The organism is Mediterraneibacter gnavus ATCC 29149 (assembly GCF_008121495.1).
Classification (GTDB): Bacteria; Bacillota; Clostridia; order Lachnospirales; family Lachnospiraceae; genus Mediterraneibacter; species Mediterraneibacter gnavus.
Genome location: NZ_CP043051.1, coordinates 539,910 through 554,600, shown reverse-complemented (window position 1 = coordinate 554,600; position 14,691 = coordinate 539,910). Strand labels below are relative to the sequence as shown.

Sequence of the window (14,691 nt, the reverse complement as noted above, 5' to 3'; positions counted from 1 at the left end):
CCTTTCTATAAAAAAGTCTGTTTCGCTATTATACTATAAATTGCGAAATAACGCAAATTTTGATAAAATAAGTTACAAAACTTTAAGAAAGAGGTTACTGTGAGCAGTAACAGAAAGATGAGGAGTAGGCTTCATGAAAAAGATAAAAATGATAGGACTGGATTTGGACGGGACTTTGCTCAATTCAAAAAAAGAGGTAACTGATCATACAAAGAGTGTACTGGAGGAGGCCATCGCGCAGGGGATCATTGTGCTGGTAGCGACCGGGCGGCCGCTTACCGGTATTCCAGGACAGGTAAGAGCGATACAGGGAATGCAGTATGCGCTGACGACCAATGGGGCGAGAATCTACGATTTGATCCATGAAAAAACGATTCTTTCGCATCCGGTTCCTTATGAAAAAGGAAAGAAAGCGTTGGAAATCACAGAAAAGTATGATACATTACAAGAGGCGTACTTTGACCGGGAGGTATATGCGCAGGAAAATCAGCTACAGGAAATTTGGCGTTATCACAAGAATCCGCATATGTGGGAGTATGTAAGGTCTACCAGGACTGTAGTTCCGTCTATTGTAAAATGGTATGGCGAAGCAGAGCGCGATGCAGACAAACTGCAGCTTATGTTTGCGGATATGCAGGATATAGAGCGTGCCAGAAAAGAGCTGGAAGAGATTCCGGGGCTGGTATTGACGGGATCGCTTGGAAATAACATTGAGATTAATGCTCAGGGAATCGATAAGGGAATTGGAATGATTGAGCTTGGGCACAGACTTGGAATTGACAGAGATGAGATTATGGCATGCGGAGACGGGGACAATGATCTTGAAATGTTAAAGGCCGTGGGATTTGGAGTTGCCATGGGCAATGCAGAGGAAAGTGTAAAAGCGGTAGCAGATTATGTGACGGATACGAATGAGGAAGAAGGCGTGGCAAAAGCAGTCGAAAAGTTTGCTTTGAGATAGGAGGAGAGATATGTTAGAAGCATTAAAAGTAATCATACTGGGGATTGTGGAAGGAATTACAGAATGGCTCCCGATCAGCAGTACAGGACATTTGATCCTGGTAGAAGAATTTGTGAAGCTGAATTTCAGCCAGTCGTATCTGGATATGTTTAACGTGGTGATCCAGCTTGGTGCGATCATGGCAGTTGTTGTGATTTATTTTCACCGGCTGAATCCGTTTTCACCGAAAAAGACAGAAAAGCAGAAAAAAATGACGCTGCAGCTCTGGGTGAAAGTAGTGATCGCTTCCATACCGGCAGGAGTGGTAGGAATCCTGTTTAATGATTTTATTGAAGAAAAATTTAATAATTCTTATGTAGTTGCTACGATGCTGATCGTAGTCGGTGTTCTGTTTATTGTGATCGAGAACAGACACAAAGGAAGGAAACCTCAGATCACCAAGATTTCCCAGATGGGAGTTCCGGTCCTGATCTGGATCGGAGTATTCCAGATGCTTGCTATGATTCCGGGAACTTCCCGTTCAGGAGCAACGATCATCGGAGCACTGGCACTGGGCGTGTCAAGAACTGCAGCAGCGGATTTTACATTCTTTCTGGCGATTCCGGCAATGGCAGGTGCCAGCCTTGTAAAACTTCGTCACTTTGGATTTGACTTTACAGGGACTGAGCTTGGGCTTCTTCTGCTTGGATGTGTTGTTTCATTTGTTGTGTCCATTCTGGCGATCAAGTTTTTATTAAAATACATTCAGAATCATGATTTTAAGGCATTTGGATATTATCGTATCGTACTTGGAATTATTGTGTTCCTGTATTTCGGGATTCATGCACTGCTTGCATAAAAATGAATTATATACAAAAAATATACGTATAAAAATGATAATTTATGCATAATTAGTCTTGCAATTTCGTAAAAACATGGTATCATATATGTATAAAATGAATGATTATACAGACTATGTGTATTTTGTTTTGGGAGGAATGAAAGATGAAAATGAAAAAGTTGACAGGAATCGTTCTGGCAGCGGCATGTATGGTTTCGCTTGCAGGATGTGGTTCTTCAGAGAAAAAAGAAGTGAATGTTGAGAAACCGGAAGATCTTAAGACACTGACGATCGGTGTTCAGCAGGGAACGACAGGAGATATCTTAAGCTCCGATCAGGTAGAGAAAGACTCTCAGATGAAGCGTTATCCGAAAGGATCAACTGCAATACAGGCGCTGAAAAACGGAAAGATCGACTGTGTTGTAATCGATTCTGAGCCGGCAGCAAAATTTGGAGAAAAGAATCAGGATCTGAAGATTATCGACGGCGTTTTTGAAACAGAAGAATATGCAATGTGTGTGAAAAAAGGAAACACGGAATTGCTGGATGAGATGAACAAAGCGCTTGAAGAACTGAAAGAAGACGGTACAGTTGATAAGATCATCGGAAACTATATTGGAGATGACACCGGAAAATATCAGTATGAATCTCCGGCAGATGTGGATCACTCCAAGGGAACACTTGTTATGGCTACGAATGCAGAATTTGAACCATACGAGTATCATGAAGGTGACGGAATTGTAGGAATCGATGTGGATCTTTCCAGAGCGATCTGTGATAAAATGGGATATGATCTGGAGATTCTGGATATGGAATTTGATTCTATTCTTCCATCCATTGCAGCAGGAAAGGCAGATTTCGGTGCAGCCGGCATGACAGTGGATGCAGAGCGTCAGAAAAATGCAGATTTCACAGACACATATGCAAATGCAAGCCAGGTAGTGATCGTAAGAAAATAATCACAGAATGGTAATGAGATACAATAACAGGGGTGCGGGACAAAAATCAGGCAGCCCTGTTTTGAACTGTTAAAGAAACATACAAGAGAGGTAAAAACATGAGCTTTTCAGAAAAGTTATATCAGAACTTTATTGAAGATGACCGGTGGCTTTTGCTGGTAAACGGTCTGAAAGTTACGATCCTTGTAACATTGTTTGCACTTTTAGTAGGTGTGATCATTGGTTTTACTGTGGCGATCATTCGTTCTCTGCATGATAAGACCGGAAAATTCAAAATTTTAAATGCAATCTGTAAAGTGTATCTGACCATTATCAGGGGAACACCGAGCATGATCCAGGTATTGTTCATGTATCTCGTTGTGTTCGGGGCTTCTTCCCTGAATTCCATCGTTATCGGAGGGCTGGCATTTGGTATCAACTCCGGAGCCTATGTAGCTGAGATCGTGCGGTCCGGTATTATGGCGATTCCGGAAGGACAGACAGAGGCTGGAAGAAGTCTTGGGCTCAGCTATGGACAGACGATGCGTCTGATCATTATGCCGCAGGCATTTAAAAATGTACTCCCGGCGTTGGTCAATGAGATGATCGTGCTGATCAAAGAGACTGCGATCATCGGATATATTGGAGAACAGGATCTGACAAAGGCGGCAATGGTAATTCAGAGCCGTACATTTGAGGCATTTATTCCATTAATCACAGCGGCAGTGATCTATCTGGCACTGGTGATGCTGCTTACATTCTTTATGAACAAACTGGAAAGGAGACTGCGCACAAATGAACGATAAGAACGAAGTATTGATCCAGGTTCAGGATCTGAAAAAGGCATTTGGAAAGTTGGAAGTACTGCGTGGGATTTCTACAGAGATCAAAAAAGGAGAGGTCGTTGTTGTGATCGGACCGTCTGGATCAGGAAAATCTACATTTTTGCGGTCTCTGAATCTGTTGGAGGTTCCAACAGGAGGAACTGTTTTATTTGAAGGGACGGATATTACAGACCCAAAGACCGATATTGATGTTCATCGTCAGAAGATCGGAATGGTGTTCCAGCATTTCCATCTGTTTCCACATAAGACGATCCTGGAAAATATCATGCTTGCACCTGTGACATTGAAAAAGATGTCGAAAGAAGAGGCAGAGAAAAAAGCAAAAGAACTGCTGCAGAGGGTTGGACTTGCAGACAAGGCAGATGCATATCCGGATCAGCTTTCCGGTGGACAGAAACAGCGTATTGCGATCGTGCGGTCTCTGGCAATGAATCCGGATGTGATGTTGTTCGATGAGCCGACTTCTGCGCTGGATCCGGAGATGGTAGGAGAAGTTCTGGAGCTAATGAAACAGCTTGCAAGAGACGGAATGACTATGGTTGTGGTAACACACGAAATGGGATTTGCAAAAGAAGTTGCCACAAGAGTTGTGTTTGTGGATGAAGGGCAGATCAAAGAAGAAGGAAATCCGAAGGAGTTCTTTGAGCATCCGAAGGATCCGAGACTGAAAGAATTTTTGTCAAAAATTTTATAGAAGAGTGAAAACGAGAACGTATCTCGACTATCGCCTCCTTTTGTGATATAATACAACATCAATGTAATCACAAGAGGAGGCGTTTTCATGAGCTCAAAAGAGTCTGAAAAAGTAAAAAAACATATCTGTCTTGGCATCCTCGCTCATGTAGACGCAGGAAAGACGACACTGTCGGAAAGTATGCTCTATATAAGCGGAAGTATCCGGAAAATGGGACGGGTGGATCATAAGGACGCATTTCTGGATACCTATGATCTGGAACGTTCCAGAGGAATCACTATTTTTTCAAAACAGGCAGTGCTTTCCTGGAAGGATATGGGGATAACTCTGCTGGATACACCGGGGCATGTGGATTTCTCTGCGGAGATGGAGCGGACACTGCAGGTTCTGGATTATGCAGTGCTTGTGATCAGTGGTGCAGACGGAGTACAGGGACATACAGAGACACTGTGGAGACTTCTTGGACAGTACAAGATCCCGGTGTTTCTTTTTGTGAATAAGATGGACCAGGCGGGAACAGACAGAGAACGCGTTCTGGCAGAATTGAAAAAGCGATTTGGAGATCACTGTATTGATTTTGAAAAAGTGTTTGGAAGTGAAAGCAGTGAAGAGGCAGCAGAGCAGCTAGCCATGTGTGATGAAGGGCTGCTGGAGCAGTATCTGGAGAACGGAGAACTTCCGAGAGAGCAGGTAGCAGATTTGATCAGTCAGAGACGGGTATTTCCGTGTTATTTTGGCTCAGCACTGCACACAGAAGGTGTGGAAGAACTGTTGGATGCGCTTGAGAGTTTGACCGAGGAGAGACAGTATCCCGCAAAATTTGGTGCGAAAGTATACAAGATTGGACGGGATGAGCAGGGGAACAGACTGACATATTTAAAAGTGACAGGAGGAAGTATAAAGGTCAGGGAGATCATCACGGATACGGAGGAGAAGATCAATCAGATCCGCCGCTATTCCGGTGCAAAATATGAGATGCTTTCAGAGGTACATGCAGGGGAAGTCTGTGCAGTTACCGGGCTTTCTGATACGTATCCGGGACAGGGGCTGGGAGCAGAGTCGGAGTCTGATATGCCGATTTTAGAACCGGTCCTGAATTATCGGATTGAATTGCCGCCGGATTGTGATATACACAAGATGCTTCTCAATCTAAAAGAGCTGGAAGAGGAAGAGCCCGAGCTTCATATTGTATGGGAAGAGCGGCTTTGTGAGATCCATGCGCAGCTGATGGGAGAAGTGCAGATCGAAATTCTGAAAAGCATTATCTGGGATCGGTTTAAAGTACGTGTGGAATTTGGAACAGGGAAAGTGGTCTATAAAGAGACGATTGAGGATCCTGTCGAAGGGGTCGGACACTTTGAACCTCTGCGTCATTATGCGGAGGTACATCTTTTACTGGAGCCGGGAGAGCGTGGGAGCGGTTTGCAGTTTTTTACAGACTGCAGTGAAGATATTCTCACCCGCAACTGGCAGCGTCTGATTCTTACTCATCTGGAAGAAAAAGAGCATAAAGGGGTACTGACCGGATCGGCGGTCACAGATATGAAGATTACACTGGTATCCGGTCGTGCTCATCAGAAACATACAGAAGGCGGAGATTTCAGACAGGCGACCTATCGTGCAGTGCGTCAGGGGCTTAGAAAAGCAAAGAGTGTCCTTCTGGAGCCGTATTATGAGTTCGAGATGGAGCTCCTTCCAGAGCACGTGGGACGGGCTATGATGGATATCCAGAAAAGAAGCGGGACATTTGAGCCGCCTGTCGCAGACGGGGAAATCTCCATTTTAAAAGGGTGTGCCCCGGTGTCTCAGATGCGCGGATATCAGACAGAGCTCACTTCGTATACCGGAGGGAGAGGACGGATGTCCTGTCGGTTAAAAGGCTATGAAAAATGTCCGGATCAGGAGCCTATCGTGGAAGAAATCGGATATGACCCTGAGGCAGATCTGGAAAATCCGACAGGCTCGGTGTTCTGCGCGCATGGAGCCGGATTTGTAGTGAACTGGGATGAAGTGGAAGCGTATATGCATCTGGAAAACACGCTGGAGAGCAATGAGGTTTCCGAAGAGAAGAAGCGCCCGGTGGTGCGTCAGACACGCAGTACTTCTTCCCAGATCGAACTGACCCGGGAAGAACTGGATGCGATTTACGCAAGAACACCGGATCCGGTGAAAAAGAACCGGACACCCGTAATGGTAAGGGCAAAAGCACAGCCGGCAGCGGATGATAAGTGGACATCACGCAAAGAAGAAAAAAAGGAAGAATATCTCCTTGTAGATGGATACAATATTATTTTTGCATGGGAAGAGTTAAAAGAGCTGGCAAAGTCAGATTTGAAAAGTGCCCGAGACAAGCTGATGGACGTGCTGTGTAATTATCAGGGATATAAAAAATGTACATTGATCCTGGTTTTTGATGCCTACAAGGTAGAAGGCGGTCCGGGATCTGTGATGAAATATCACAACATTCATGTGGTATATACAAAAGAGGCCGAGACTGCGGATCAGTATATTGAAAAGACAGTCCGCAGGATCGGAAGAAATCATCATGTGACAGTTGCTACATCAGATGCGCTGGAACAGGTGATCATTCTGGGGCACGGCGCAGCGCGTATGTCTGCTTTGGGATTGAAAGAGGAAGTGGAGCTTGCGCTTTTGGAAATTCGAAGAGAACATCTTGGAAAAGCAGAAAATGACAGAAACTATCTGTTTGATTATCTGACAAAGGAAGACGCAAGGCAGCTTGAAAAAGTCAGGCTGGGAGAGATGCCCGGCAAAACAGGAGAAAGATGATTATGAAATATGAGAGAATAGAGCGGGCGACATTTCTGGAACGGCCGAACCGTTTTATTGCGTATGCCAGGATTGCAGGAAAACAAGAGACGATCCACGTGAAGAATACAGGCAGGTGCGCGGAACTTCTTGTGCCCGAAGCAGAGATTTTTGTGCAGGAGAGTGACAACCCGGAGCGAAAGACAAAATGGGATCTGATCGGGGTGAGAAAAGGAAATCGTCTGATCAATATGGATTCCCAGATTCCAAACAAAGTCGTGGAAGAATGGCTGCGTGCAGGCAATTTGTTTCTTGAACCGGTGACGGTTCGCCCGGAGACAACATACGGCAACTCCCGATTTGATTTTTATGTGGAGTCGGGAGAAAAGAAAGCGTTTATCGAGGTCAAGGGAGTGACCCTGGAAGAGGATGGTGTTGTGCGTTTTCCGGATGCGCCGAGTGAGCGGGCAGTAAAGCATATGGAAGAACTGATCCGTGCAAAAAAGGAAGGATACGATGCTTATGTATTTCTGGTGATCCAGATGAAAGGCGTCCGCTATTTTACACCGAATATGGATACACAGCCGGAATTTGGTGAAGTACTGAAAAAAGCAAAAGCAGCAGGGGTAAAGATTCTGGCGTATGACTGTCAGGTGACAGAAGATTCGATCAAAATCGATGAAGAAGTTCCGGTTGTATTAGAGAAACCGATTTTGTGGGAAACCGTAGATCCGATTGTAGCCTGGTATCGTGAAAATAAGCGGGATCTGCCGTGGAGGCATGATGTGACGCCGTACCGAGTGTGGGTGTCTGAGATTATGCTGCAGCAGACTAGGGTGGAAGCAGTGAAGCCGTACTATGACCGGTTTTTAAAGGAACTTCCGACGATCACGGATCTGGCCAATGCAAAAGAGGACCGGCTGATGAAGCTGTGGGAAGGGCTTGGATATTACAACCGGGTCCGCAATATGCAGAAAGCTGCGATCCAGATGGTTGAGCAGTATGGCGGTCAGTTTCCGGAATCATATGAAGAAATCCATGCACTGACAGGAATTGGAAATTATACGGCGGGAGCTATCGGATCTTTTGCGTTTGGAATACCAAAACCGGCGGTGGATGGAAATGTGCTGCGTGTGGTGTCCCGGATTCTGGCAAGCAGAGAAGATATTATGAAAGCCAAAGTCCGTACGGCGATAGAGACGGCACTGGAGGAAGTGATTCCAAAAGATTGTCCGGGAGACTTTAATCAGGGATTGATCGAGCTTGGTGCGATCGTATGTGTGCCAAACGGAGAGCCAAAGTGCGAGATCTGTCCGGCAGCAGAGATCTGCCGTGCCAGAAAAGAAGGAATCGCAATGGAGCTTCCGGTCAAAACAAAAGCAAAGGGAAGAAAAATCGAAAAGAGGACGGTACTTGTATTTCATGACAGTGATACTCTGGCAATTCAGAAACGTCCGGACAAAGGACTTCTCGCGGGATTATACGAACTGCCGAATCTGGAAGGCTGGCTGAGTCAACAAGAAGTGATCGAGTACAGCAAGTCCATCGGGCTTTCTCCGATCCGTATCAAAAAACTTCCGGCTGCGAAGCATATTTTCAGTCATGTAGAATGGCAAATGAAAGGGTATGAGATCCAGGTGGATGAGCTGGAGAAAAACTGCAGCAAGGAAATGATTTTTGCAAAAGAAGAAGTATTAAAGGAAAAGTATTCGATTCCATCTGCGTTTGAGGCATATTGTGTGTGGAAACAAAAATAGATTAGAGTGTGCTCTGTTTTCTTGAATGACTTTTCGATTTGTGATATACTTGGGTGCGAATAAGGAGTGATTATCATGGAAGAAACAACAGGATTATCCAAGCAGCAGAAAAAGTCCATGGAAACAAAGGCAAAGATTTTCAAGGCGGCAAAGCGGATTCTGCAGCGCAGTGGATATGAGACATTATCAATTAAAAATATATGTGAAGAGGCCGGTGTGTCCAACGGCAGCTTTTATCACCATTTCAAAACAAAGGATGATCTTTTGTCTTATTATATCGAAGATCAGCCGAGCATCAATCCGGATCTTCTGGATCTGCCGGAAAATGCAGAGGATGCAAAAAGAACGATCATCCAGGTATATTTAAATTATGTTTCTTATTGCAAGGAACTGGGTGTTGAGTTTATGGCAGGATACTATGATACGAAGAATCAGGCGCTCAATCCGGTCAGCCGGACGGAGCGTCCGTATCCGATCGTGACGGTACAGAACTATGTGGAAAAAGCCATAAAAGAAGGAAGGATTCAGATGAACGTGGAAATCGAGGCATTTACCACGGACATTCGTATGATCGTGATCGGAAATGTGTTTGAATGGTGTCTGCGAAATGGAGAAGCAGATTTTGAGGGAAATATGGTACGTTCGCTCGGAAAATATCTGGACAGTACATTAGATTAGATCCGGAGGTTTCTGGAATGAGATGTTGTTTTATTATAAATCCAAATTCCCGCTCCCAAAGAGGAAGGGCAATCTGGGAAGAGGTACAAAAAGAATTAGAAAAGAGTCAGATAAAATATGAGATTTATCTGACGGAACGGAGAAAAAATGCGACAGCGATCGCAGCGATGCTTACGGCTGACCAGGAGGAAAAGACTCTGGTCGTTCTGGGTGGAGACGGAACGGTAAATGAAGTGTTAAACGGAATACAAAATTTTGAAAATGTGATCCTGGGATATATTCCGACTGGATCCAGTAATGATTTTGCAAGAGGAATGAAGATTCCAAAAGATCCCGTCAAAGCACTTCATCTTGTTCTGCATCCGCAGGCAATACAGAAGATGGATATCGGTGTCGTAGATTATGGAGAGAAAAGCAGACGGTTTGCAGTCAGTGCGGGAATCGGATTTGATGCGATCATTTGTCATCAGGCAAGTGTTTCGAAGTTGAAGGCGGCGCTGAATAAGATCAGACTTGGAAAGCTGACTTATGCAGGAATCGCAATCGACAGATTGATCAAAGATGATTCCGTGCGGGCGGAGGTCGAACTGGACAAAGGAGAGACACAGGTATTTCGAGATACCTATTTTGTGGCAGTCCAGAATCAGCCGTATGAAGGCGGTGGATTTAAATTCTGTCCGGAGGCGGATCCGGGAGACAGAAAACTGGATGTGATCGTAGTATCCGGTCTGAAAAGATGGCAGGTGATCAGAACACTGCTTCTGGCATTTCAGGGAAAGCATGTAGGACATAAAGGCATTTCCATTTTCCGGTGCGAAGAAGTAAAAATCCGGTTTTCTCAGGCAAGAGCGGTGCACACGGACGGAGAGGCAGTATTTTTGAAAAAAGAAATCCGGATGCATATACTGCCGCAGCAGGTGCGGGTGATCACATCATAAAGGAGTGCGAGGAATATGTGGAGATATCTGACAGGATGTATCCTGATCGTAATTGGCGCGTATTTTTATATGATTTTCCCGGGAATGGAAAGAAAACGGGAGATCTGGAAATTCAGAGGAACACAGTGGGCACACAGAGGGCTGCATGATAAAAAGAGCGGAATTCCGGAAAATTCGATGGCGGCTTTTCGGGAAGCAATACGGGCAAACAAAGGAATTGAGCTGGATGTACATTTGACAAAAGATAAGAAGATAGCAGTATTTCATGATGATTCTCTGAAGCGGATGTGCAAAGTCTCCGGAACAATAGAGGAGAAGACATGGGAAGAGCTGAAAAAACTCCGGCTTCTGGAGACTGCAGAGCCAATTCCGCTGCTTGAGGATGTTCTGCATCTTGTGCAGGGGAAAGTTCCGATCCTGATCGAGGTAAAGCTACTGACAGAAGATATGGAAATCTGCCGTTGTCTGGCAAAGACGATGGAAGATTACAAGGGAACGTTCCTGGTTCAGTCATTTAACAGCCTGGTACTGCAGTGGATGAGAAAGAATCAAAAGCAGATTTTACGGGGGCAGTTGTCTTCCGATCTTGTAAAAAGTGAAAAGACACCGCATTATTTTTTCAGATTCTGCGTAAAATATTTATTGAGCAACTGTATCTGCAGACCGGATTTCATCTCTTATAAAATGGAGGACAGCAAAAACCTGAGTCTGTGGATGCAAAAACATATTTTTCATGTACCGATTGCGGCATGGACACTGCATGGAGAAGAGATGCTTCAGCGTGCAAAGAGCAGATTTGATATGTATATTTTCGAAAAAAATTAGAAGAAATAGAAAGAAAATCAAAAGATTTGTTAAGGTTTTATGAATCGCCTTGTTGATTAAAAAAAATCGTGCTATAATCGGGGCAGTTAAAAAGAATTATGTTTTACAAATTAAGGGAGCGGTCAGAATGAGCAGGAGCAGTGCATTGAAAAATTTTATAAAAAAATATAAACATGCATGGGTATTCCTGTATGCGTTTATCTATATGCCGTGGTTCATGTATCTGGAAAAGCATATTACAGCAGAGTCGGAGTATCATGTGATCCACTCCGTACTGGATGATAAGATTCCGTTTGTTGAGTATTTTATTGTGCCGTATCTGCTCTGGTTTGTCTTTATTGCTGCGGTATTCCTCTATTTTTTCTTTACAGATGTAGAAGGGTTTTATAAGCTGGCGAAGCTCAGTTTTATCGGAATGACGATTTTTCTTTTGATTTCTACAGTATTTCCGAACGGACTGACATTAAGACCGGTCGTATTTCCACGGGATAATATATTTACAGATATGGTCAGGATGTTGTATCTGGCAGATACCCCGACGAATGTATTTCCGAGTCTTCATGTGTTCAATTCTCTGGCTGCATGTATTGCAATCGCACAGAGTGAGCAGCTGAAGAAGCATCCGGTGATCAGCAACGGAGCCTATATTTTAGCAGGACTGATCATCCTTGCGACGATGTTTTTAAAACAGCACTCCGTCATTGATGTGATGGGAGCTGTGCTGATGGCATATACACTGTATCAGTTTGTGTATGCGACAGAGAAAAAGAAAGTGCCAAGCGTGTCAAGAAGCAGAGAGTTTGGATAGGAAGTTCAGAGTATCATAACAAGGGTCATTGTGAAATGGAGCAATGGCTCTTTTTGTTGTGCAGAAACAGAAATTGAAAGAACACTGCGAAAATGATACAATGTGGAAAAAGTGTACAATATGGAGGAGTTTATGGAACGACAGAAGATATTGATCGTAGAGGATGATGCGGATATCAGTGGTCTGCTGGTCAAAATTATGGAAGGGGCAGGATATCAGGTGAGACAGGTATTTTCCGGAACAGAGGCATTGTTTTGTATGGAACGGGAATTACCGGACTGTGTGCTGTTGGATCTGATGCTTCCGGGGATGACAGGAGAAGCGGTGTTGGATCAGATCCGACAGAAACAGAAAAAAGAGATGCCCGTGCTGATCTTATCAGCGAAAGTGTCAGTGCAGGACAAGGTGAAGCTTCTTAGGCTTGGCGCTGATGATTATATTACAAAACCATTTGATCCAGAGGAAGTAATTGCAAGAGTAGAAGCTGCCATGCGGCGTTATACAAAAGAAGCACAGAATATGGAAGCAGAACAGGAGGTTTTCCGATACAAAAATCTGAGCTTATATCCACAATCCCGAAAAGTTGAAGTATCAGGCATTGAGCTTCCACTGACCATGCATGAATATGATATTTTGTATTTGCTGATCCAGAATCCACAGAAGGTATATTCCAGAGAACATCTCTATGAGCAGGTCTGGAAAGGCGGGTACTATGGGGAAGACAATACGGTCAATGTGCATGTCAGCAATCTGCGCAAAAAGATCCAGAAGGCAGACAAAGAAGAATCTTATATTAAAACAGTCTGGGGAATCGGGTTTAAGCTGGAGTAATCTTTATAGTTTCTTTAAACTTTCTTGAGGACTCCTTAAAACAGAAAACGGTATACTACGAATGGAAACAGAGAAACACAAAAAGGAGAAGGAAAGTTGAGAGAACGAGTCATAGAAACAACACAGATTACAAAGACATATGGAAAAGTCCTGGCACTCGATCATGTGGATATCTGCGTAAAGCGAGGAGATATTTACGGGCTGATCGGGGATAACGGAGCCGGAAAGTCAACACTTTTGAAGCTTCTGGCAGGGCATAGTGCGGCATCCACAGGAGAGATCAGGCTGTTGGGAGAACAGGGAGAGAAGGAACTGCAAAGGGCGAGACGGCGCAGTGGAGTGATGATCGAACAGCCGGGCTTTTTCGGAAACCTGACAGTGGAAAATAATATGGAATATTATCGGATCCAGAAGGGAGTTCCGGGAAAAGAAAAAGTAGAAGAGATGCTTCGCATGACGGGCATCTGGGAAAAAAGAAAGTGCCGGTGCAAGACTCTTTCCATGGGAATGAAACAAAGACTGGGACTGGCGATGGCGATGCTCGGAGAGCCGGAGCTGTTGATCTTAGATGAACCGATCAACGGACTGGACCCCAGTGGGATTGTAGAATTCAGACAGCTTTTAAAGCGTCTGAACGAAGAAAAGAAGATCACGATTCTGCTTTCCAGTCATATTCTGACAGAACTGCAGCAGCTGGCAACGGTATATGGCTTTTTAAGTAAGGGAAGATTACTGGAACAGATCACTGCGGAAACCCTGCATGAACGATGTACGGATTCTGTGGAGATTACAGTGTCAGACGTGCAGCAGTATGCCGTATTTCTGGAAGAACAGTTATCAGGAGAAGGATACAAAGTACTTTCGGATGGGAAAATCCGTATTGTAAATCCAAAACAGGATATTGAAGTCTACAGCAGGCTTGCAGCAGAACATGGAATTTTTATCCGGGAGCTGACCAGAAAACAGGCATCTTTGGAAGCGTATTACATGAATCTGAAGAAGGGGGGGAATCAGGGATGTTAAATTATATAAAAAGTGAATGCTACAGAGTGATGCACAGCCGCTCGACTTATGTGATGACAGGAATTATGGCAGTATTGCCGGTGTTGTTTCATATTATTTTGTATGTGACAGGTGTGGCCAGTAGTACAACGCAGGATTTTCCCTATGATATTACTTCTTTTTCATTCAGTTTTCTGGCAGGAAGTCCGATGCTTTTTACTTATGCAGGGCTGATTGTTGCAGCAGTTTTGTATGAGGAGGAACATAAAAACGGAAATATGAAAAATGCAGTGGCGTTTGGGATTTCCAGAGAAAAGCTGTTTTTGGGGAAATGCATAACTGCAGTTTTGACGGCAACGGTTATAATGGCGCTGGTATTGACTGCCTATATAGGAAGTGCATGGTTCTTGTTAGAGCATACGGGACCGACAAGCCTGAAAATTATTTTAACCGAGATTCCGGCAGTGTATGGAACAGCAGTTGCATCTATGATCCTGGGGATCGCACTTCTGGCATATTTCAAAAATGAGGTGATGGCAGCAATGCTGTGGGCAGTAATTGTATATGCGATACCGAGAGTGTTACTGTTGGCTGGAATGGTTTTACTGGGACAATGGGGCATAGAATTTTTGTGGGATTTTGCACAGCTTCTGCCTGCGAATCTGTTTCAGTTTGGAGCCAAGGTCAATATGTCTCATTGTGAAGTGCTGTGGAAGACTTCCCAGGGAATGACAAAATGTGTGATTGTGGGAATCGTGGGAACAGTGCTTGCGATAGTGGCAGGAATTGTAATGCTGCGGAAAAAAGAGGTATAAAAGGAGAATG

General features: G+C 44.3%; 14 protein-coding genes. All 14 read left to right on the top strand.

The window, feature by feature from the left end; all coding sequences use genetic code 11:
* The first annotated feature begins 133 nt into the window (after positions 1-133).
* The 14 genes from FXV78_RS02765 (at position 134) to FXV78_RS02700 (ending at position 14,681) form a co-directional block, all read left to right on the top strand.
* On the top strand, positions 134-961 hold the full coding sequence (locus tag FXV78_RS02765; RefSeq protein ID WP_004843570.1) for a Cof-type HAD-IIB family hydrolase: 828 nt from the start codon (positions 134-136) through the stop codon (positions 959-961).
* Between the two features lie 10 nt (positions 962-971).
* Positions 972-1,799 carry an undecaprenyl-diphosphate phosphatase gene (locus FXV78_RS02760; protein WP_004843569.1) on the top strand — a complete coding sequence of 276 codons (828 nt, stop codon included), beginning with the start codon at positions 972-974 and terminating at the stop codon, positions 1,797-1,799.
* Positions 1,800-1,945: 146 nt separating this feature from the next.
* Positions 1,946-2,740 (top strand): transporter substrate-binding domain-containing protein, encoded by a 795-nt coding sequence (locus tag FXV78_RS02755; protein ID WP_004843568.1) that lies wholly within the window; start codon positions 1,946-1,948, stop codon positions 2,738-2,740.
* Positions 2,741-2,838: 98 nt separating this feature from the next.
* A complete protein-coding gene (locus FXV78_RS02750; protein WP_004843567.1) occupies positions 2,839-3,525 on the top strand; it encodes an amino acid ABC transporter permease in 687 nt (228 codons plus the stop codon).
* Complete coding sequence (locus FXV78_RS02745; protein WP_004843566.1) at positions 3,515-4,258, top strand: amino acid ABC transporter ATP-binding protein; 744 nt, start codon at positions 3,515-3,517, stop codon at positions 4,256-4,258. The genes FXV78_RS02750 and FXV78_RS02745 overlap by 11 nt, the downstream gene beginning before the upstream one ends.
* An 87-nt stretch (positions 4,259-4,345) precedes the next feature.
* Positions 4,346-7,048 carry a translation factor GTPase family protein gene (locus FXV78_RS02740; RefSeq protein ID WP_004843565.1) on the top strand — a complete coding sequence of 901 codons (2,703 nt, stop codon included), beginning with the start codon at positions 4,346-4,348 and terminating at the stop codon, positions 7,046-7,048.
* Positions 7,049-7,050: 2 nt separating this feature from the next.
* Complete coding sequence (gene mutY / locus FXV78_RS02735) at positions 7,051-8,784, top strand: A/G-specific adenine glycosylase (RefSeq protein WP_009244955.1); 1,734 nt, start codon at positions 7,051-7,053, stop codon at positions 8,782-8,784.
* Between the two features lie 75 nt (positions 8,785-8,859).
* On the top strand, positions 8,860-9,462 hold the full coding sequence (locus FXV78_RS02730) for a TetR/AcrR family transcriptional regulator (RefSeq protein ID WP_004843563.1): 603 nt from the start codon (positions 8,860-8,862) through the stop codon (positions 9,460-9,462).
* Between the two features lie 17 nt (positions 9,463-9,479).
* Positions 9,480-10,400, top strand: a complete 921-nt coding sequence (locus FXV78_RS02725; protein WP_004843562.1) for a diacylglycerol/lipid kinase family protein — start codon at positions 9,480-9,482, stop codon at positions 10,398-10,400.
* A 15-nt stretch (positions 10,401-10,415) separates the two neighbouring features.
* Positions 10,416-11,225, top strand: a complete 810-nt coding sequence (locus FXV78_RS02720; protein WP_004843561.1) for a glycerophosphodiester phosphodiesterase family protein — start codon at positions 10,416-10,418, stop codon at positions 11,223-11,225.
* 127 nt (positions 11,226-11,352) lie between these two features.
* Positions 11,353-12,033: a phosphatase PAP2 family protein gene (locus FXV78_RS02715; RefSeq protein ID WP_039959869.1), complete on the top strand. Its 681-nt coding sequence runs from the start codon at positions 11,353-11,355 to the stop codon at positions 12,031-12,033.
* Positions 12,034-12,165: 132 nt separating this feature from the next.
* A complete protein-coding gene (locus FXV78_RS02710; protein ID WP_039959868.1) occupies positions 12,166-12,864 on the top strand; it encodes a response regulator transcription factor in 699 nt (232 codons plus the stop codon).
* 96 nt (positions 12,865-12,960) lie between these two features.
* On the top strand, positions 12,961-13,887 hold the full coding sequence (locus tag FXV78_RS02705) for an ABC transporter ATP-binding protein (protein ID WP_004843557.1): 927 nt from the start codon (positions 12,961-12,963) through the stop codon (positions 13,885-13,887).
* A complete protein-coding gene (locus FXV78_RS02700) occupies positions 13,881-14,681 on the top strand; it encodes an ABC transporter permease (protein ID WP_039959866.1) in 801 nt (266 codons plus the stop codon). Before FXV78_RS02705 ends, FXV78_RS02700 begins: the two co-directional genes overlap by 7 nt.
* Positions 14,682-14,691 lie beyond the last annotated feature (10 nt).

What these genes read in the sequence shown, in the direction of transcription:
- FXV78_RS02765 (WP_004843570.1), top strand. Translation starts at nt 134, where the DNA reads ATGAAAAAGATAAAAATGATAGGACTGGATTTGGACGGGACTTTGCTC.
- FXV78_RS02760 (WP_004843569.1), top strand. Translation starts at nt 972, where the DNA reads ATGTTAGAAGCATTAAAAGTAATCATACTGGGGATTGTGGAAGGAATT.
- FXV78_RS02745 (WP_004843566.1), top strand. Translation starts at nt 3,515, where the DNA reads ATGAACGATAAGAACGAAGTATTGATCCAGGTTCAGGATCTGAAAAAG.
- mutY (WP_009244955.1), top strand. Translation starts at nt 7,051, where the DNA reads ATGAAATATGAGAGAATAGAGCGGGCGACATTTCTGGAACGGCCGAAC.
- FXV78_RS02730 (WP_004843563.1), top strand. Translation starts at nt 8,860, where the DNA reads ATGGAAGAAACAACAGGATTATCCAAGCAGCAGAAAAAGTCCATGGAA.
- FXV78_RS02755 (WP_004843568.1), top strand. Translation starts at nt 1,946, where the DNA reads ATGAAAATGAAAAAGTTGACAGGAATCGTTCTGGCAGCGGCATGTATG.
- FXV78_RS02715 (WP_039959869.1), top strand. Translation starts at nt 11,353, where the DNA reads ATGAGCAGGAGCAGTGCATTGAAAAATTTTATAAAAAAATATAAACAT.
- FXV78_RS02720 (WP_004843561.1), top strand. Translation starts at nt 10,416, where the DNA reads ATGTGGAGATATCTGACAGGATGTATCCTGATCGTAATTGGCGCGTAT.
- FXV78_RS02710 (WP_039959868.1), top strand. Translation starts at nt 12,166, where the DNA reads ATGGAACGACAGAAGATATTGATCGTAGAGGATGATGCGGATATCAGT.
- FXV78_RS02700 (WP_039959866.1), top strand. Translation starts at nt 13,881, where the DNA reads ATGTTAAATTATATAAAAAGTGAATGCTACAGAGTGATGCACAGCCGC.
- FXV78_RS02740 (WP_004843565.1), top strand. Translation starts at nt 4,346, where the DNA reads ATGAGCTCAAAAGAGTCTGAAAAAGTAAAAAAACATATCTGTCTTGGC.
- FXV78_RS02750 (WP_004843567.1), top strand. Translation starts at nt 2,839, where the DNA reads ATGAGCTTTTCAGAAAAGTTATATCAGAACTTTATTGAAGATGACCGG.
- FXV78_RS02725 (WP_004843562.1), top strand. Translation starts at nt 9,480, where the DNA reads ATGAGATGTTGTTTTATTATAAATCCAAATTCCCGCTCCCAAAGAGGA.